The organism is Streptomyces sp. NRRL B-1347, from assembly GCF_000720325.1.
In the GTDB taxonomy this organism is placed as follows: domain Bacteria; phylum Actinomycetota; class Actinomycetes; order Streptomycetales; family Streptomycetaceae; genus Streptomyces.
Genome location: NZ_JOJM01000043.1, coordinates 23,357 through 42,027, shown reverse-complemented (window position 1 = coordinate 42,027; position 18,671 = coordinate 23,357). Strand labels below are relative to the sequence as shown.

Sequence of the window (18,671 nt, the reverse complement as noted above, 5' to 3'; positions counted from 1 at the left end):
CGCGGACCAGCGGCGCTACAGGCCCAGCTGCTTGGTCTCGTGGAGCTTGGCCACGGCCTCCTTGTCGCCTTCGAGCTCCACGTCCGCGACCTCCTGGCGGCCGAAGACGAACATCAGGAGCTCACCGGGCTCGCCGGTGGCCGTGACCACCGGGGCGCCGCGGTGGGCGACCACCGTCTGGCCGTCGGGGCGGCGCAGGACCAGGCCCACCGGCGCCTTGCGCCCGATGACACGTGCCGTGCGCTCGAGCCGGGCCCACAGGGCGTCGGCGAAGACGGGGTCGAGCTCGCGCGGCGTCCAGCCGGGCCCGGCACGGCGCACGTCCTCGGTGTGCACATAGAACTCGACGGCGTTCGCCGCCTCGTCGACCTGCTTCAGATTGAAGGGCGAGAACCGCGGCGGACCCGTGCGGATCAGCTGGATCAGCTCCTCGTACGGCTTCGCGGCGAACTCGGCCTGCACCCGCTCCAGACGGGCCGCGAGCTGCTTGATCACGATTCCGCCCGCGGCGTCCGCGCGCCGCTCGCGCACCACCACGTGCGCGGCGAGATCACGGGTGCGCCAGCCCTCGCACAGGGTCGGTGCGTCCGGTCCCGCGGCCTCCAGGAGGTCGGCGAGGAGGAGTCGTTCACGCTTGGCATGGGTCGACATGGGAGCCAGCGTACGACTGGGCGCGCGGTCCGCACAGTGGACCTCCGCGGAGCGCGCCGCCCGGGCGCGGCACAATGTCCGGCATGAGCAGCACGCCCGCACCCAGCAGCCTCGACCCCGAGATCGCCGCCCGCCTCAAGCGCGACGCCGACGGGCTCTTCCCCGCCATCGCCCAGCAGTACGACACCGGTGAGGTGCTCATGCTCGGCTGGATGGACGACGAGGCGCTGCACCGCACCCTGACCACCGGACGCTGCACCTACTGGTCGCGCAGCCGCCAGGAGTACTGGGTCAAGGGGGACACCTCCGGGCACGCCCAGCACGTGAAGTCCGTCGCCCTGGACTGCGACGCCGACACCGTCCTCGTCAAGGTCGACCAGGTCGGCGCCGCCTGTCACACGGGCACGCGCACCTGCTTCGACACCGACGTGCTCACCCTCGGCCAGTAGGGTCGCCCCCATGGATCTTGAGACCTTCCGCAAGCTCGCGGCCGACCGCCGAGTGATCCCCGTCAGCCGCAGGCTCCTCGCCGACGGCGACACCCCGGTCGGGCTCTACCGCAAGCTCGCCGCCGAGCGCCCCGGCACCTTCCTCCTGGAGTCCGCGGAGAACGGCCGCGCCGACTTCCTCTGGTCTCGCTACTCCTTCGTCGGCGTGCGCAGCGCCGCCGCCCTGACCGTGCGCGACGGCGAGGCCCACTGGCTGGGCACCCCGCCCGTCGGCGTGCCCACGTCCGGCGACCCGCTCGCCGCGCTGCGCGCCACCGTCGCCGCCCTGCACACCCCGCGCGACCTCACCGGCGCCGAGGGCCTGCCGCCCTTCACCGGCGGCATGGTCGGCTACCTCGGCTACGACATCGTGCGCCGCCTGGAGAAGATCGGCCCCGGCGAGGTCGACGACCTCGGCCTGCCCGAGCTCACCATGCTGCTGACCAGCGACCTCGCCGTACTCGACCACTGGGACGGCTCGGTCCTGCTGATCGCCAACGCGATCAACCACAACGACCTCGACTCCGGCGTCGACGAGGCCTACGCCGACGCCGTGGCCCGCCTCGACGCCATGGAGGCCGACCTGTCGCGGCCGGTCGCCCAGCCCCCGGCCGCCCTTCCGCCCTCCGAGCTGCCGGAGTTCACCGCCCGCTGGGGCGGCCCCGACTACCAGGCCGCCGTCGAGGACATCAAGGAGCGCATCCGCGCGGGCGAGGCCTTCCAGGTCGTGCCCTCGCAGCGGTTCGAGACCCCGTGCCGCGCCAGCGCCCTCGACGTCTACCGGGTGCTGCGGGCCACCAACCCGTCGCCGTACATGTACCTGTTCCGGTTCCCCTGCGGGGAGGACGGGGCCTTCGACGTCGTCGGCTCCAGCCCGGAGGCCCTGGTCAAGGTCGAGGACGGGCGCGCCATGGTGCACCCCATCGCGGGCACCCGCCCGCGCGGCGCCACGCCCAAGGAGGACCAGGAGCTCGCCGACGAACTCCTCGCCGACCCCAAAGAGCGCGCCGAGCACCTGATGCTCGTCGACCTCGGCCGCAACGACCTCGGGCGGGTCTGCGAGCCGGGCTCCGTCGAGGTCGTGGACTTCATGTCCATCGAGAAGTACTCGCACGTCATGCACATCGTGTCGACGGTCACCGGGCGCGTCGCCGCGCACCGCACCGCCTTCGACGTGCTCACCGCCTGCTTCCCCGCGGGCACCCTCTCCGGCGCCCCCAAGCCCCGCGCCATGCAGATCATCGACGAGCTCGAACCCGCGCGCCGCGGCCTGTACGGCGGCTGCGTCGGCTACCTCGACTTCGCGGGCGACTCCGACACCGCCATCGCCATCCGCACCGCGCTCCTCCGTGACGGCACCGCGTACGTGCAGGCCGGGGCCGGGGTCGTCGCCGACTCCGACCCCGTCGCCGAGGACACCGAGTGCCGCAACAAGGCCGCCGCCGTGCTCCGCGCCATCCATACCGCGAACCGCCTGCACACCACAGCGAGCCGTGAGGGATAGTGGACGGGTGACTTCTGCCCTACCGACGCCCCGAACCGAGGACGCGCCCGAGGCCGCCGCGGGCCGTACCGCGCGCGGCGGCGGCCGCCGCAGCCTCGCCGCCGCCCTGCTGCTCGGCGCCGCGGGCGCGGCCCTCGCCCTGCTCGCCTCCCGGCAGTCCTGGGCGCACGGCTCCGCGGCCGTCGCGGGCGGTGACTTCCCGCTGACCGCCAAGGGCAGCGACGTCACGGGCGTGCCCGCCGCGCTCGCGATAGTCGGCCTCGCCGCGCTCGTCGCGATCTTCGCCGTCCGCCGCGCGGGCCGCGTGCTCGTGTCGGCGCTCCTGGCCCTCAGCGGCGTCGGCATCGTCGTCGCGGCGCTGCTCGGCGCGAACGACCGCGCGGCGCTCGACGACAAGGCCGCGAACGCCTCCGGCGACGCCGCCGCCGAGATCGCCGGGCTCAGCCACACGGGCTGGCCGTACGCCGCCGTCGCTGCGGGCGCCCTCATCCTGGCCGCGGGGCTGCTCGCCCTGGTCCGCGGCAGCGCCTGGCCCGCGATGTCCGGCCGCTACGAGCGCGACGGCGCCCCGCGGCCGCGGGCCCGCCGCGCCCCCGACCCCGACCGCCCCGAGGACCTGTGGAAGGCCATCGACCGGGGCGAGGACCCGACCCAGGCCGGCTAGACACGCCGCCGACCCGCCGGGACACCCCGGCACCGGGCACGATCCCGCGTACGGGACAATGGACAGAGCGTTCAACACGCGCACAGCCACAGCTAACGAGGAGCAAGTCATGGCGGGACATGGCCACGGACACACCCCGGCCGCCTGGACCGGTGTCATCATCGCCTTCATCGGTTTCTGCGTCGCGGGTGCCTTCATGGTGATGGCGAAGCCCGTCGGCTTCTGGGCCGGCATGGCGATCATCCTCGCGGGCGGCGTGGTCGGCGGCGCGATGCGCCTGGCCGGCCTCGGCCAGAAGCCGAACCAGCACCAGGTGGCCCGCGCCGAGGGCTGACCGCACGCGTACGCCGACGGGGCGGCCGGGACACACGTCCGGCCGCCCCGTCGGCGTACCGGCCGGGCGCTCCGGGCGCCGCACGGGGGACAATGCCCGGGTGACCGCCGAACAGGAGACCGCCGTGCCCACGGGCGCGGGCCCCGCGCTGCGCCGCCTCGCCGTGCCGCTCGGCGTGCTCGGCTCCGTCGCCGCCGCCTTCGCCTACGTCGCCACCGTCGACCCGAACGAGCCGGGGCACTACCCGACCTGCCCGCTGCTGTACTTCACCGGAGTCTTCTGCCCCGGCTGCGGCGGCCTGCGCAGCGCGCACGCCTTCGTCCACGGCGACCTCACCACGGCCCTGGGCGCCAACGCCGTCGCCGTCGTGGGCTACGGCCTCTTCGCCGTCCTGTGGGTGCTGTGGGCACTGCGGGCGGTCCGCGGCAGGCCCGTCCGGATCGAGCTCGGCCGCGCCCAGCTGTGGGCCGTCGGCACCGTCCTCGCGCTCTTCACCCTCGTACGGAATCTGCCGTTCGGGTCCTGGCTGCACCCCTAGCGGCCCCCGAGAGGCCCTCGCGGAACCGGCGTAGAGTCCAGGTAGTGAGAGCCTCGTCAACCGGATGCGAGTACTACGCCGTGCTGCGGATACCATCGCAGTGACCATCGGAAAGCAGGGAAGGGGGCCGCTCGCGTGAGTGTGCTCGACGAGATCATCGACGGAGTCCGTGCCGACCTCGCACAGCGGCAGGCGCGCGTCAGCCTCGACGAGCTCAAGGAGCGCGCGGCGAAGGCTCCTGCGGCCAAGGACGGCGCGGCCGCGCTGCGCGGTGACGGCGTCAAGGTCATCTGCGAGGTCAAGCGCTCCAGCCCGTCCAAGGGCGCGCTCGCCGCGATCGCCGACCCGGCGGGCCTCGCCGCCGACTACGAGGCGGGCGGCGCCGCCGTCATCTCCGTGCTCACCGAGGAGCGCCGCTTCGGCGGCTCGCTCGCCGACCTGGAGGCCGTGCGCGCCAAGGTCGACATCCCGGTGCTCCGCAAGGACTTCATCGTCACCTCGTACCAGCTGTGGGAGGCCCGCGCGTACGGCGCCGACCTCGCCCTGCTGATCGTCGCGGCCCTCGACCAGCCCGCACTGGAGTCGCTGATCGAGCGCGCCGAGTCCATCGGCCTCACCCCGATCGTGGAGGTCCACGACGAGGAGGAGGCCGAGCGCGCCCTGGACGCGGGCGCCCGCGTCATCGGGGTGAACGCGCGCGATCTGAAGACCCTCAAGGTCGACCGCGCCACGTTCGAGCGCGTCGCGCCCGAGCTGCCCGACTCCGTGGTGAAGATCGCCGAGTCCGGTGTGCGCGGCCCGCACGACCTCATCGCCTACGCGAACGCGGGTGCCGACGCGGTGCTCGTGGGTGAGTCCCTCGTCACCGGCCGTGACCCGAAGGCCGCCGTGTCCGACCTGGTCGCCGCGGGTGCCCACCCGGCCCTGCGGCACGGCCGGAGCTGACCGTCCCCGTGTCCGCCGACCGCCTCGCCGCCACGCGCGACCCGTACGCCCGCCTCGCCCGCGGGTGCCGGCCGCGTGGCTGCCGGGCGCCCGCGCGGCGGGTGCACGGGCGGCGCGTGCGGTACGTCATCGGGGACGAGCCCGGCCAGGTGAACGGGATGCGATGGCGCCGGGGCGGCGCGCGTCCCTGACGTCCCGCGGGTTCGGCACCGGGCCCACCCCTTCCCGAGACCGGGGGCTCCGCCCCCGGACCCCGGCGCGGGTGGGAGGTGCCACCGCGACGCGGCCGCGCGCAGACGGTTACCCACGTTCGCTCACGCACGACAACGAGGTATCCACCCATGCCCAGCGAGTTCTTCATCCCGGACCCGGAGGGTCAAGTCCCCAGCGCCGAAGGCTACTTCGGCGCCTACGGCGGCAAGTTCATCCCGGAGGCCCTGGTCGCGGCCGTCGACGAGGTGGCCGTCGAGTTCGAGAAGGCGAAGGCCGACCCCGAGTTCGCCCGGGAGCTCGACGACCTGCTCGTGAACTACACCGGCCGCCCCAGCGCCCTCACCGAGGTGCCGAGGTTCGCCGAGCACGCCGGTGGCGCCCGCGTCTTCCTGAAGCGGGAGGACCTCAACCACACCGGATCCCACAAGATCAACAACGTGCTCGGGCAGGCCCTGCTCACCCGCCGCATGGGCAAGACCCGGGTGATCGCCGAGACCGGCGCGGGCCAGCACGGCGTGGCCACGGCGACGGCCTGCGCGCTGTTCGGCCTCGACTGCACCATCTACATGGGCGAGATCGACACGCAGCGCCAGGCGCTGAACGTCGCCCGCATGCGCATGCTCGGCGCCGAGGTCATCGCCGTGAAGTCCGGCAGCCGCACGCTGAAGGACGCCATCAACGAGGCCTTCCGCGACTGGGTCGCCAACGTGGACCGCACCCACTACCTGTTCGGGACCGTGGCCGGGCCGCACCCCTTCCCCGCCATGGTGCGGGACTTCCACCGCGTCATCGGGGTCGAGGCCCGGCGGCAGATCCTGGAGCGCGCGGGCCGCCTGCCCGACGCCGCGATCGCCTGCGTCGGCGGCGGCTCCAACGCCATCGGCCTCTTCCACGCCTTCATCCCGGACGCCGGGGTCCGGCTCATCGGCTGCGAGCCCGCGGGCCACGGCGTCGAGACCGGCGAGCACGCGGCCACCCTGACCGCGGGCGAGCCGGGCATCCTGCACGGCTCGCGGTCCTACGTCCTGCAGGACGAGGAGGGCCAGATCACCGAGCCGTACTCCATCTCGGCGGGGCTCGACTACCCGGGCATCGGCCCGGAGCACGCCTTCCTCAAGGACAGCGGCCGCGGCGAGTACCGCGCCGTCACCGACGACGCCGCCATGCAGGCCCTGCGCCTGCTCTCCCGCACCGAGGGGATCATCCCGGCGATCGAGAGCGCCCACGCGCTCGCGGGCGCCCTGGAGGTCGGCAGGGAACTGGGCAAGGACGGCCTGCTCGTCGTCAACCTGTCCGGACGCGGCGACAAGGACATGGACACCGCCGCGCGCTACTTCGGCCTGTACGACACCGACGCCGAGGTCGCCGCGGACGCCGCGGGCACCGCCGAGATCGAGGGGGACGCGAAGTGAGCGGGAACATCCAGCTGTTGAGCGACACCCTCGCCGCCGCCAGGGCGGAGGGCCGCGCGGCGCTCATCGCGTACCTGCCCGCCGGTTTCCCGACCGTCGACGGCGGCATCGAGGCGGTCAAGGCCGCCTTCGACGGCGGGGCGGACGTCGTGGAGGTGGGCCTGCCGCACAGCGACCCCGTCCTCGACGGGCCCGTCATCCAGACCGCCGACGACATCGCCCTGCGCGGCGGCGTCAAGATCGCGGACGTCCTGCGCACGGTGCGCGAGGCCCACGCGGCGACGGGCAAGCCGGTCCTCGTCATGACGTACTGGAACCCCATCGACCGCTACGGCGTGGAGCGCTTCACCGCCGAGCTCGCGGAGGCGGGCGGCGCGGGCTGCATCCTGCCCGACCTGCCCGTCCAGGAGTCGGCGCTGTGGCGCGAGCACGCGGCCAAGCACGACCTGGCCACCGTCTTCGTCGTCGCGCCGAGCAGCAAGGACGAGCGGCTCGCGACGATCACGGCGGCGGGCTCCGGCTTCGTGTACGCCGCCTCGCTGATGGGCGTCACCGGCACCCGCGCCTCGGTCGGCGAGCAGGCCGCCGACCTGGTCCGGCGCACCCGCGTCAGCACCGACCTGCCGGTCTGCGTCGGCCTCGGCGTCTCGAACGCCGAGCAGGCCGCCGAGGTCGCGGCCTTCGCCGACGGCGTCATCGTCGGCTCGGCGTTCGTCCAGCGCATGCTCGACGCCGAGGACGCGGCGGCGGGTCTCGACGCGGTGCGGGACCTCGCGGGCGACCTCGCCCGGGGCGTGCGAACGGGCTCGTAGAACGCCGGGTCGCTCGTACGGGTGGACCTGGACCGGGGAGGTGCGCTCGCGCCTCCCCGGTTCGTTTGGTCCGGTATGAGCGAGAAGAACCGTGAGGGTAAGCGCACCGCCCGGGAGCGCCTTGCAGTGGAGCGCGAGCGGCAGAAGGCGCGGGACAGGCGGCGCCGCACGCTCCTGGTGAGCGCCGCGGTCGTCGGTGTGCTCGCCCTGGCCACGGTCGGCGGCCTGCTCGCGGCCAACGCCGGGGACGACGACAAGAAGAAGGACGCCTCGGGCCCGGTCGTCGCGCCCACCGGCGCGGCGGGCAAGGACAAGCTGGCCATCCAGTCGGGCAAGGACGGCGCCAAGTCCACCCTCACCGTCTGGGAGGACTTCCGCTGCCCGGCCTGCAAGCAGTTCGAGGACGGCTACCGCTCGACGATCAACGACCTCGTGGACAAGGGCCGGCTCAAGGTCCAGTACCACCTCGCGACCCTCATCGACGACAACATGGGCGGCTCCGGCTCCCTGCGCGCCGCCAACGCCGCCGCCTGCTCCCAGGACGCGGGCAAGTTCGCGCCGTACCACGACGTGCTGTTCCAGAACCAGCCCATGGAGACCGACGACGCCTTCGCGGACAACGACAAGCTGATCGAGCTCGCGGGCAAGGTCGAGGGCCTCGACACCGCCCCCTTCAAGAAGTGCGTCACCGACGGCACGCACAACAGCTGGGTGACCAAGTCCGACAAGGCCTTCGAGGACGCCGGCCTGCGCGGCACGCCCACGGTCCTGCTCGACGGGAAGAACATCTTCGAGGACCAGAAGAACCCGCTGACCCCCGACAAGCTCAAGGCCGCCGTGGAGAAGGCGAACGGCTAGCAGGCCCCGCGCCCGGCGGCGGCCGGATCCCGGTCCGCCGCCCGGCCCTGTTACGGACCCGTTGTCGGGCTGGTTGCCGTCGCCCCCGCCCGGCAAGGTAGCGTCGACCCTGCCATGGAATTTGCCTACATCCCCAGCCCTTCGCGCGGAGTGGTCGACCTCGGCCCCATCCCGCTGCGCGGCTATGCGTTCTGCATCATCATCGGCGTGTTCGTCGCCGTGTGGCTCGGCAACAAGCGGTGGGTCGCCCGTGGCGGGCAGCCCGGCACCGTGGCCGACATCTCCGTGTGGGCGGTGCCCTTCGGCCTGGTCGGCGGCCGCCTCTACCACGTGATCACGGACTACCAGCTGTACTTCGGCGACGGCCGTGACTGGGTGGACGCCTTCAAGATCTGGGAGGGCGGCCTCGGCATCTGGGGCGCGATCGCCTTCGGCGCGGTCGGCGCCTGGATCGGCTGTCGCAGGCGCGGCATTCCGCTGCCCGCCTGGGCCGACGCACTGGCCCCCGGCATCGCCTTCGCCCAGGCCATCGGCCGCTGGGGCAACTGGTTCAACCAGGAGCTGTACGGCAGGGAGACCGACGTTCCGTGGGCGCTGAAGATCACCAGCTCCGACGACGGCCGCGTCCCTGGCACCTACCACCCGACGTTCCTGTACGAGTCGCTGTGGTGCGTCGGCGTCGCGCTGCTCGTCATCTGGGCGGACCGGCGCTTCAAGCTGGGCCACGGCCGGGCGTTCGCGCTGTACGTCGCCTCGTACTGTGTGGGCCGCTTCTGGATCGAGTACATGCGCGTCGACGACGCGCACGAATTCCTCGGCCTGCGCCTGAACAACTGGACCGCGCTTCTGGTCTTCCTGCTCGCCGTGGTCTACCTCGTGCTGTCGGCCCGGCTGCGGCCGGGGCGCGAGGAGATCGTCGAGCCGGTTCCTGGCGGGGGCGCCTCCAGCAGCGACGAGGGCGAGGCCGAGGGCAAGCCCTCGGACGCCCTGTCCAAGGCCGGGGCCGAGAAGGCCGGTCTCGGCAAGGCCGGGTCCGACGGTGGGGCGGGGTCCGCTGCCAAGGACTGATGAGGGTCCGGCACCGCCGGGCTCGTTGCGCCGTGGCTGCTCGCCGTCGCGGCGGGAGGACCCCTACGGCGTGTGGCGGGACAGAGCGAGCGTCCTGTGGGCCTGCTCCACCACCGCCCGGTCCACGAAGCGGCCGTCGGGGAGCGCCTGCGCTCCCCGCTCCGTGGCCGCCGCCTTGAGGACCTCCTCCGCCTGTTCGACCTCCTGCGGAGTCGGCAGGTACGCGCGCTCGATGACCGGCAGCTGGCGCGGGTGGATCGCCGCGCGGCCGAGCAGGCCGAGGGCGCGGCCGCGGGCGCAGGACGCCGTGAGGCCGTCCGTGTCGCGGACGTCGGGGTAGACCGACTGGGCGGGCGGCACAAGCCCCGCCGCCCGGGCCGCCACGACCACCCGGGAGCGGCACCAGTCGAGGCCCGTCTCGTCCCGTACGCCGAGGTCGGCACGGAGGTCGGCCTCGCCGATGGACAGGCCGCGCAGCGCCGGGTGGGCGGTCGCGACGGCGAAGGCCCGCTCCACGCCCAGGGCCGATTCGAGCAGGGCGTACAGGGCGGGGGCGCCGCCGTCCAGGGGAGCGGCGCGCTCGGCGGTGCGGATCACGTCGGCGGCCGATGTGACCTTGGGAAGGCGCAGGCCCGCGAGGCCGGGCAGCGGGGCGAGGGCCTCCAGGTCGGCGTCGGACAGGGGCGTGCCGAGGGCGTTCACGCGGACGTGGACCGGTACGGGGCCCGGCTCGGCGAGCAGCTCGGCGGTGGCCGCGCGGGCGTACTCCTTGCGGTCGGGCGCCACCGCGTCCTCCAGGTCGACGATCACCACGTCCGCGCCCGCGACCAGCGCCTTGGCCACCACCTCGGGCCGGTCGCCGGGAACGTACAGCCAGGTCAGCGGGGGCGGTCTCACAGGGCACCCGCCGTGCGCAGCGAGGTGATCTCCCCGGCCGTGAGGCCGAGTTCGGTGAGGATCTCGTCGGTGTCGGCGCCGTGCGGACGGCCCGCCCAGCGGATCGCGCCGGGCGTCTCGGAGAGGCGGAACAGGACGTTCTGCATGCGCAGCGGGCCGAGCTCCGGGTCGGGGACCGTGGTGAGCGTGCCCAGGGCCGTGTACTGCGGGTCCGTCATGACGTCCCGGACGTCCTGGACCGGGGCCACCGCCGCCTCCGCCTTCTCGAAGGCCTCGACGACCTCGGCGCGGGTGTGCCGGGCGATCCAGGCGCCGACCGCCTCGTCGAGGACGTCCGCGTGCGCGGCGCGCCCGGCGCCGGTGGTGAACCAGGGCTCGTCGGTCAGCTCGGGGCGGCCGACCAGGCGCAGGACGCGCTCCGCGATCGACTGCGCTGAGGTGGACACCGCGACCCAGCCGCCGTCGGCCGTGCGGTAGGTGTTGCGGGGCGCGTTGTTCGTGGAGCGGTTGCCGGTGCGCGGCTGCACGAGGCCCAGCTGGTCGTACCAGAGCGGCTGCGGGCCGAGGACCGTGAGGATCGGCTCGATGATCGCCATGTCGACGACCTGGCCCCGGCCCGTGCGGTCGCGGGCGGCGAGCGCCGTCATCACCGCGTACGCCGTCGCGAGCCCCGCGACGGAGTCCGCGAGGCCGAACGGCGGCAGCGTGGGCGGCCCGTCGGGCTCGCCGGTCACCGCGGCGAAGCCGCTCATCGCCTCGGCGAGCGTGCCGAAGCCGGGGCGGCGCGCGTACGGCCCGAACTGCCCGAAGCCCGTGACGCGGGCCAGGACCAGGCGCGGGTTGGCCGCGCTCAGCTCGTCCCAGCCCAGGTCCCACTTCTCCAGGGTGCCGGGGCGGAAGTTCTCCACGATCACGTCCGCGTCGGCGGCCAGGCGCAGCAGGGTGGTCCGGCCGCCGGGCGTCGACAGGTCGAGCGTCATCGTGCGCTTGTTGCGGCCGAGCAGCTTCCACCACAGGCCGACGCCGTCCTTCGCCGGGCCGTGGCCCCGGGACGGGTCGGGCCGCGTGGGGTGCTCGACCTTGACGACGTCCGCGCCGAAGTCGCCGAGGAGGGTCGCGGCGAGCGGGCCCGCGAAGAGGGTGGCGAGGTCGACGACGCGCAGGCCGGTCAGCGGGGGAGCGGCGGTCATGAGGTGGCTCCCGCCTGTGCGTCGATCTCCGTGCGGTACGGCATGGAGGCGGCGGCGCCCGGGCGCTGTACGGAGAGCGCGGCCGCCGCCGAGGCCCATCCCAGCGCGTTCGACGTCGGCCTGCCCTCGCCGAGCGCCACCGCGAGGGCGCCCACGAACGTGTCGCCCGCGCCCGTCGAGTCCACCGCCGTGACGCGGGGCGCGGGCACCGCGACGGTCCCGGTGTCGCGCGCCGCGTACAGACTGCCGTGCGCGCCGAGCGTGACGACGACCTCCGGGACCTGGGAGAGCAGGGCCCGGGCGGCGGCGCCCGGGTCCGTGATGCCGGTGAGCGCGGTCACCTCGTGCTCGTTGGGGATCAACAGGTCGGTGGCGGCGAGGAGTTCGGGCGGGAGGGGCTGGGCGGGCGCCGGGGTGAGGACGGTGCGCACACCGTGCTCGCGGGCGTGGCGCGCGGCGGCGACGACGCCGTCGAGCGGGACTTCCAGCTGGAGCAGGAGCAGGTCGGCGGAGGCGATCAGGGCCTCGTCGCCGTGGGTGAGCGCGGTGAGCGTGGCGTTCGCCCCGGGCACGACGACGATCGCGTTGCCGCCATCGTCGTCGACGACGATGTGCGCGGTGCCGGTCGCGCCGTCCACGGTGCGCAGCAGGTCGACGTCCACGCCGGAGTGGTCGAGCGCGGTGCGCAGCTGGGTGCCGAAGGGGTCGGTGCCGACCGCGCCGATCATCGAGACCGTGGCGCCCGCGCGGGCCGCGGCGACGGCCTGGTTGGCGCCCTTGCCGCCGGGGAAGGTGCGGAACTCGCGACCGGTGACGGTCTCGCCGCGCCGCGGGGCCGCGGGCACGTAGGCGACCAGGTCCATGTTGGTGCTGCCCAGGACGACGATGTGGGGGGCCATCAGGGGGACGTCTCCTCTGCGGGGTGATGATGCGTCAGTTCGGTGGTGAGGGTGGCCAGTTCGTCGAAGCCGACACCGTCGAAGGTGCCGACGGACGTGGCGAGGCGGTTCTTCAGCGGGGCCGTCCAGCGGGCCGGGAGCGCGTCCGGGTGCCCGGCGAGCAGGCCCGCGACCGAACCGGCCGTCGCGCCGTTGGAGTCCGTGTCCCAGCCGCCGGAGACCACGCGCGTGATGGAGCCGGTGAAGTCGCCGTCGGCGTGGGTGAGGGCGGCGGCGAGCAGGGCCGCGTTCGGCACGACGTGGACCCAGTGGTAGCGGCCGTACGCGGTGTGCAGCGCGTCGGCGACGTCGTCGAAGCGGCGTGTCGTACGGGCCAGTTCGATGCCGTGCCCGACCGCGCGCGCGAGGCGCGAGCAGGGCGGCACCACCGTCAGGCCCGTCGCCAGACAGTGGTGGACGTCGCCGCTCCCGGACGCGGCCTGGGCGATCGTGGCCGCCGCGAACATCGCGCCGTACACGCCGTTGCCGGTGTGCGTCAGACACGCGTCCCTGCGGGCCTGCTCGGCCGCCGCCGCGGGGTCGCCGGGGTGGGTCCAGCCGTGCACGTCCGCGCGGATGAGGGCGCCGATCCACTCGCGGAACGGGTTGCGGTGCCGGGCCGTGCGGGGCGGTACGACGCCGTTGAGGAGGTTGCGGTACGCGACGCGCTCGGCGGTGAAGGTGCGGGCGACGGGGAGTTCGTCGAGCCAGAGCGCGGCCACGTCCGAGGTGGTGAAGGCGGGGCCGTGCCGGCGCAGGAGCAGCAGGTTGAGCAGGGGGTAGTTGAGGTCGTCGTCCTCGGGCATGCCGTCGATGTTCTCGGCCAGGGAGGTGGTGGCGGAGCGGCGGTTCCAGGGGTGGCGGGCGGTGAGCTCGGGCGGGACGCCCCTGGCCGTGAACCAGGTCCGCAGGGGCCAGTTGTCCGTGGCCCCGGCCAGGGCGCGGATGGCGTGCAGGGGGAGCTTCTCCACGGGTTTGCCCAGGAGGCAGCCTGCGGCTCTGCCGAGCCAGGCGGCGTGGACGCGGGCGTGGTGCCCTCGCGGGGGCGCCCCTGGCCCGCCCCTTCCCGGAACCAGGGGCTGCCGCCCCTGGACCCCGCTCGATCGGCCTGCGGCCTCGTCCTCGAACGCCGGACGGGCTTGGACGTCCTCCAGCTCGTCGAGGAGCCGTTCCGCCAGGGCCCGGAGGCGGGGCGGCGCAGGGTGTGGGGAGGCGCCCGAGTGGGGTGGGTTCGGGTCGCCGCCCGCCGCCTGCCAGCGGGTTCGTACGGGGGTGACGTCGCGGCCCTCCTCCTCCGCCTGGCGGAGTTCGTGGGCGATGAGGTCCTCGGGCTGCAGCCAGGTGAGGCGCATCAGGGGGTGCCGCCCGTCAGGGACGCGAAGGCCTCCTCGTGGGCGCGGCGGCGGGCCCGGTCCCTGGCGAAGACCTCCTCGGCGACCGCCGTCAGGGCGCGGGCCGGGGCGTGCAGGTCCAGGCGGCTCGCCTCGGCCACCCGCTTCGACCAGTCCGGCGGGACCGCGGCCTCGCCGCGCAGGGCGCCCGCGAGCGCGCCGCTCATCGTGGCGATCGAGTCGCAGTCGCGGCCGTAGTTCACCGAGCCGAGGACGGTGGCGCGGTAGTCGCCGTCGCCGATCAGGAGCATGCCGAGCGCGACGGGGAGCTCCTCGACGGCGTGCAGGCGCGAGGGGCGGCGGGCGCCCAGGGACGGGGCGCGGTAGTCGGGGCCGACGGTGTCGAAGGGGGCGACCGCCGCGCGCAGCGGGCGCAGCGCCGTCTCGTACGCGCGGTGGCGGCCCGCCGTGTCCACCACCGCCTCGATCGCCGCCCGGGTGCCGTCCTTGGCCAGGGCCAGACAGGTGTCGATCACCGTGGTGGGGGTCGCGCCGGGGGTGCAGGCCGCCGCCACCGCCGCCGCGAAGACGCCCGCCGCCTCCCTCCCGTACGACGACTGGTGCGCGCCCGCGACGTCCAGGGCCTCGGCGTACGCGGCCTCGGGGTGGGCGGCGTTGACCAGGCCGACCGGCGCCATGTACATCGCCGCGCCGCAGTTGACGATGTTGCCGCTGCCCGCCTCGCGCGGGTCCACGTGGCCGTAGTGCAGCCGGGCGACGAGCCACTTCTCGGCGAGGAAGACGCGGTGCAGGGGCAGGGCCTCGGCTTCCAGCTCCGGGATCCAGCGCGGGTTCGTCATCAGGTCGGGGACCAGGTGGTCGGCGATCGCGTACGCGTCCAAGTGGTCGCGCACGGCGGTGTACACGCGGATCAGCGCGTGCGTCATCAAGGTGTCGTCGGTGACGTGCCCGTCGCCCTTGTGGTACGGGGCGACGGGGCGGGCCGTGCGCCAGGCGTCGCCGTGCCAGGGGCCGACGATGCCGTGGACGGGGCCGCCGTGCCGGTCCGCGATCTGCTCGGGGGAGTAGCCCTCCACGGGGCCGCCGAGCGCGTCGCCGACGGCAGCGCCCACGAGTGCGCCGGTGACGCGGTCCTGAAGCAACGTCCTCTTCGGTGGTGGCATGTCTGGATCGCTCTCCTGGGTGGTCAGTTCGTGCGGGTCAGATGTCCGGCCAGCTCCACCAGGTCGGTACCCGCCAGGCGTGGCAGGGCGCAGCCGGACAGGGTGCGGCAGGACGCGCGCCAGCTGTCGGGGATCGCGGCGGCCGTGCCCAGGACGCCGGTCAGGGCGCCGACGAGCGCGGGCGCCGAGTCCGCCACGCGCGACAGGCAGGCGGCGGCGGGCACCGCCTCGCGGATCCGGCCGCGGGCCGCGGTGGCCAGGGCCAGGGCGACGGGCACGGTCTCGGCGGCGGCGATGCCGTAGCTGTAGACGTGGTCGACGATCTCGTGCTCCAGGAGCGGGACCAGGGCGAACGTGGCGTCCGCCGCGGGGGCGCAGGTGCGGGCGAGCTTCACGGCGTGCCGGGCGTTGCGCCCGATCTCCGTGTGCTCGGGCAGCTGGGCGACGGCGGCGTCCACCGCGGCGTCGGGACCGGCGCCGCCGAGGGCCGCCGCGATCGCCGCGGCCATCGCGCGGGCGCCGTGCACGCCGTCGCCGTCCTGGGTGTAGCGGGCGTCGAACTCGGCGAGGTCTGCGGCCCGTTCGGGGTCGCCGGGGTGCACGAGCGCCAGGACGCAGGCGCGGACGCAGGCCGCGTCGTCGAAGAAGTGCGGGTTGTCGTGGCCGGTGGCGGGCGGGGTGAGGCCCGCGGCCAGGTTGCCGAGGCCCGCGCGCACGGAGATGCGGGCGCGCAGGGGGAGTACGGCGGACTCCACCTCCGGGGCGCGGGCCGCGGCGGCGGCCACCTCGCTGGCCAGGGTGTTCCAGGACAGGGCGAGGGTGGCGCGGGTGCGGCGGTCCCTGGTCAGGGTGGGGTCGAGGGTGCCGTCCGCCGCGCGCAGGACGGATTCGGCGGTGAGCGCGGCCCATTCGGCGTCGTCGGACGGGCCCAGGCGCAGGGGTTCGGGGGGCTGGTTGAGGGCGATGGGGACGGGGAGGGTGGTGGTGGCGTTGTGCTCGGCGAAGGTGTCCAGTTCTCGGGTGAGGCGGCGGGTCCAGTCGGGCATGCGGGCCGCTCTGTGGCGGGCCGATGGCCAGCCGGCGGCGTCGCCTGCCGCCAGGCCGAGCAGGAGGCCTTCGACCTGGGCTCCGTCCAGGGGGTGGTTGCCGGGGCTGCGCCCCGGACCCCCGACGGTGCGGGCCGGTGGTGGGGCTGTGCCCACCCCTCCCCAAGCTCTCGGCTCCGCTCGAGCAGGGGATACCCCACTCGCCGTCTGGGCGGACCAGCTGCCCACAGCTGGGGCGGGAGCACTGTCGTCGTCCGGTGTGAGAAGGTCCGCTACTTCCAGTACGTGACGGCCCCTCATGGACGGCAGGCAGGTGCCCCTTACCGGGCCGATTGCTCGGGACCACTCCGGGGGGATCGCGGCCGCGCCGCAGGTGGCGCCCGCGAGGGCGCCCGCCACCGCGGCCGTCGTGTCGGCGTCGCGGCCCATGTTGACCGCGGTGAGGACCGCCGTCGCGAAGTCGCCCCCGGCGGCCGCGTACGCGCCGAAGGCGAGGCCCACTGCCTCCGGGGCCAGGTCCGTCCAGGGGTAGCCGCCGATGACGACCGCCGAGCGGACCGCGCGTTCGCCCCGGTGGGCCACGGCGACGGCGCGGCGCAGGGAGCGCGAGGTCCAGGAGTCGTACGGGATGACGGACAGGGCCGCCGCGACCACCGTCTCCACCGGGGCCCCGGCCATCGCCGCCGCGACGCCCGCGGCGACGGCCCGGCCGCCGTGGATGCCCTCGCCGTCGTGGCTGACGGTGCCGTCCACGGCGACGAGCCGGGCCGCCTCCGCGGGGCGGCCCGCGGCGAAGACCCCGAAGGGTGCGGCCCGCATCGCGAGGCCGTCGCTCCAGGCGTGCCGGTGCTGCGCGGAGATGGGTGCGGCCAGGCCCCTGCGGAGGTTCTCCAGGGTGCCGCGTTCGCTGAACCCGGCGCCCCGGAAGGGGCCTTCGTCCAGGTCGGCGATCCAGCGGTGCCAGGCCCGCTCGACGTGCGCGACGGTGAGCGCCGAGCCGTGCCGGGCGAGCAGCAGGCCGGAGAAGATCGCGTACTCGGTGTCGTCCGTGCCCGCGGGGCGCTCGGCGACGTACCCGGTGATGCGGCCCCAACGGCGGCGGATCTCGGACGGCTTCAGGTTCTCGGCGGGCGCGCCGAGCGCGTCGCCGACCGCGAGGCCGAGCATCGCCCCGCGGGCCCGCTCGCGCAATCCGCCCGCGCCGTCGGGCGCCGGGACCGGGGGAACACAGGCGACGGACGCCATGCCCTGCCTCCCATCGCGCTGAGTGCCGGTGAGTCGTGCTGGGAGCATCCCTGCCACGTCGCGCCACTCATGTGAGCATGCGGGCGCTCAGCGTCACTCCTTCGGCATGTCCGCGACGGCTCCGTGCGAGCCGTCCAGGGCGTCTCACAGGGGTGTGTTTTCGCAGGTAAGTACGGCCTTCCTTGCTGGCGGGAGCGATTTTTCGCGCGTACTTTCGAGATCGCCGAGGAGATGTCAGAGAGACGTCGAGACGTTCAGCGCGACAGCAAGGGGGCCGCACCATGGCGATCATCGAAACCGAAGCGACACTGCACGAGGCGCACCGTGACAACCACACCCACCGTGACGTCAACGGCGGCTGGCTGCGCCCGGCCGTCTTCGGGGCCATGGACGGCCTGGTGTCCAACCTCGCCCTGATGACGGGCGTCGCGGGCGGGGCCGTCTCGCAGCAGACCATCGTGATCACCGGGCTCTCCGGGCTCGCGGCCGGGGCGTTCTCCATGGCGGCGGGCGAGTACACCTCCGTCGCCTCGCAGCGCGAGCTGGTGGAGGCGGAACTGGACGTGGAGCGCAGGGAGTTGCGCAAGCACCCCAAGGACGAGGAGCAGGAGCTGGCCGCGCTCTACGAGTCCCGCGGCGTCGAGCCCGCGCTCGCCCGCGAGGTGGCGCGGCAGCTGTCGCAGGACCCCGAGCAGGCCCTGGAGATCCACGCCCGCGAGGAACTCGGCATCGACCCGGGCGACCTGCCGTCGCCGGTGGTGGCGGCGGTCTCGTCCTTCGGCGCCTTCGCCCTCGGTGCGCTGGTGCCCGTCCTGCCGTACCTGCTGGGCGCCGGTGCCCTGTGGCCCGCGGTGCTGCTCGCCCTCGTCGGCCTGTTCGCGTGCGGCGCCGTCGTCGCCAAGGTGACCGCGCGGTCGTGGTGGTTCAGCGGGCTGCGGCAGCTCGTGCTCGGCGGGGCCGCGGCGGGTGTGACGTACGCCCTGGGCAGCCTGTTCGGCACGGCCGTAGGATGACCGATCGCAGGGGTATGCGGAGCCTCGTACAAGTATCCGTTTCTGTGCTGTTTCGATCCGTTGACCGGCGGGCATGAGCCGTAAGCGCTGCGGGCAATGAGGCCTGTGGTCGCTCCGGGCCAACGGTCACCGATCTGCCCGCTCAGGCCCCTCTTCGCCGCTCTCCATCCCCAGAGCGCTGTCCAGATACTGGAATGAAGTATCCGCTTTTCGAGAAGCGGCCCATCATGTAACCTGCACGAAATTTCGCCAGGGCCAACGTCGTCCCTCGCCGCCCGCGCCCCCAGAGCCTGGGAGGTGCCCCACCACGACGACGGGAGTGCCGATGCGTTCCGACGCC

At 74.3% G+C, this 18,671-nt stretch carries 19 protein-coding genes; 12 read left to right on the top strand and 7 right to left on the bottom strand.

The window, feature by feature from the left end; genetic code table 11:
- Positions 1-15 precede the first annotated feature (15 nt).
- Positions 16-651, bottom strand: coding sequence for a TIGR03085 family metal-binding protein (locus IG74_RS0129945; protein ID WP_030683749.1), 636 nt, complete (start codon positions 649-651; stop codon positions 16-18).
- A gap of 83 nt (positions 652-734) precedes the next feature.
- Here IG74_RS0129945 and hisI point away from each other — a divergent pair, with 83 nt between their 5' ends.
- From hisI to lgt, 11 genes are all read left to right on the top strand, one after another.
- Positions 735-1,100, top strand: coding sequence for a phosphoribosyl-AMP cyclohydrolase (hisI, locus tag IG74_RS0129940; RefSeq protein ID WP_030683748.1), 366 nt, complete (start codon positions 735-737; stop codon positions 1,098-1,100).
- Positions 1,101-1,110: 10 nt separating this feature from the next.
- Positions 1,111-2,643, top strand: coding sequence for an anthranilate synthase component I (locus IG74_RS0129935; protein ID WP_030683747.1), 1,533 nt, complete (start codon positions 1,111-1,113; stop codon positions 2,641-2,643).
- Between the two features lie 7 nt (positions 2,644-2,650).
- Positions 2,651-3,307, top strand: a complete 657-nt coding sequence (locus IG74_RS0129930; RefSeq protein WP_030683745.1) for a TIGR02234 family membrane protein — start codon at positions 2,651-2,653, stop codon at positions 3,305-3,307.
- Between the two features lie 109 nt (positions 3,308-3,416).
- Positions 3,417-3,641 (top strand): HGxxPAAW family protein, encoded by a 225-nt coding sequence (locus IG74_RS0129925; protein ID WP_030683743.1) that lies wholly within the window; start codon positions 3,417-3,419, stop codon positions 3,639-3,641.
- 100 nt (positions 3,642-3,741) lie between these two features.
- Complete coding sequence (locus IG74_RS0129920) at positions 3,742-4,179, top strand: DUF2752 domain-containing protein (protein WP_037826247.1); 438 nt, start codon at positions 3,742-3,744, stop codon at positions 4,177-4,179.
- 135 nt (positions 4,180-4,314) lie between these two features.
- Complete coding sequence (gene trpC, locus IG74_RS0129915; RefSeq protein WP_030683738.1) at positions 4,315-5,124, top strand: indole-3-glycerol phosphate synthase TrpC; 810 nt, start codon at positions 4,315-4,317, stop codon at positions 5,122-5,124.
- Positions 5,121-5,315 carry a tryptophan biosynthesis modulator TrpM gene (gene trpM, locus IG74_RS53585; RefSeq protein WP_078869130.1) on the top strand — a complete coding sequence of 65 codons (195 nt, stop codon included), beginning with the start codon at positions 5,121-5,123 and terminating at the stop codon, positions 5,313-5,315. Before trpC ends, trpM begins: the two co-directional genes overlap by 4 nt.
- Before the next feature lie 150 nt (positions 5,316-5,465).
- The gene (gene trpB / locus IG74_RS0129905) at positions 5,466-6,749 is read left to right on the top strand and encodes a tryptophan synthase subunit beta (protein ID WP_030683733.1); all 1,284 of its coding nucleotides are present in this window, start codon (positions 5,466-5,468) and stop codon (positions 6,747-6,749) included.
- The gene (trpA, locus tag IG74_RS0129900) at positions 6,746-7,561 is read left to right on the top strand and encodes a tryptophan synthase subunit alpha (RefSeq protein ID WP_030683728.1); all 816 of its coding nucleotides are present in this window, start codon (positions 6,746-6,748) and stop codon (positions 7,559-7,561) included. Before trpB ends, trpA begins: the two co-directional genes overlap by 4 nt.
- A gap of 75 nt (positions 7,562-7,636) precedes the next feature.
- On the top strand, positions 7,637-8,419 hold the full coding sequence (locus tag IG74_RS0129895) for a DsbA family protein (RefSeq protein ID WP_030683725.1): 783 nt from the start codon (positions 7,637-7,639) through the stop codon (positions 8,417-8,419).
- A 114-nt stretch (positions 8,420-8,533) separates the two neighbouring features.
- Positions 8,534-9,487 carry a prolipoprotein diacylglyceryl transferase gene (lgt, locus tag IG74_RS0129890; RefSeq protein ID WP_030683724.1) on the top strand — a complete coding sequence of 318 codons (954 nt, stop codon included), beginning with the start codon at positions 8,534-8,536 and terminating at the stop codon, positions 9,485-9,487.
- A gap of 63 nt (positions 9,488-9,550) precedes the next feature.
- Here the strand turns inward: lgt and IG74_RS0129885 are convergent, their stop codons facing one another.
- The 6 genes from IG74_RS0129885 to IG74_RS54770 are packed head-to-tail and all read right to left on the bottom strand — an operon-like array spanning position 9,551 to position 17,318.
- The gene (locus tag IG74_RS0129885) at positions 9,551-10,384 is read right to left on the bottom strand and encodes an HpcH/HpaI aldolase/citrate lyase family protein (RefSeq protein WP_030683722.1); all 834 of its coding nucleotides are present in this window, start codon (positions 10,382-10,384) and stop codon (positions 9,551-9,553) included.
- Positions 10,381-11,574 carry a CaiB/BaiF CoA transferase family protein gene (locus IG74_RS0129880; protein WP_030683720.1) on the bottom strand — a complete coding sequence of 398 codons (1,194 nt, stop codon included), beginning with the start codon at positions 11,572-11,574 and terminating at the stop codon, positions 10,381-10,383. The genes IG74_RS0129885 and IG74_RS0129880 overlap by 4 nt, the downstream gene beginning before the upstream one ends.
- Positions 11,571-12,473, bottom strand: coding sequence for a ribokinase (gene rbsK, locus IG74_RS0129875; protein WP_030683718.1), 903 nt, complete (start codon positions 12,471-12,473; stop codon positions 11,571-11,573). Before rbsK ends, IG74_RS0129880 begins: the two co-directional genes overlap by 4 nt.
- The gene (locus tag IG74_RS0129870) at positions 12,473-13,864 is read right to left on the bottom strand and encodes an ADP-ribosylglycohydrolase family protein (protein ID WP_030683716.1); all 1,392 of its coding nucleotides are present in this window, start codon (positions 13,862-13,864) and stop codon (positions 12,473-12,475) included. The genes rbsK and IG74_RS0129870 overlap by 1 nt, the downstream gene beginning before the upstream one ends.
- Positions 13,864-15,027, bottom strand: a complete 1,164-nt coding sequence (locus IG74_RS0129865) for an ADP-ribosylglycohydrolase family protein (RefSeq protein ID WP_030683715.1) — start codon at positions 15,025-15,027, stop codon at positions 13,864-13,866. The genes IG74_RS0129870 and IG74_RS0129865 overlap by 1 nt, the downstream gene beginning before the upstream one ends.
- A gap of 23 nt (positions 15,028-15,050) precedes the next feature.
- A complete protein-coding gene (locus IG74_RS54770; RefSeq protein ID WP_420709957.1) occupies positions 15,051-17,318 on the bottom strand; it encodes an ADP-ribosylglycohydrolase family protein in 2,268 nt (755 codons plus the stop codon).
- 281 nt (positions 17,319-17,599) lie between these two features.
- Between IG74_RS54770 and IG74_RS0129850 the strand changes: the two genes are divergently transcribed.
- Positions 17,600-18,331, top strand: coding sequence for a VIT1/CCC1 transporter family protein (locus IG74_RS0129850; protein ID WP_030683714.1), 732 nt, complete (start codon positions 17,600-17,602; stop codon positions 18,329-18,331).
- Positions 18,332-18,671: the final 340 nt, after the last annotated feature.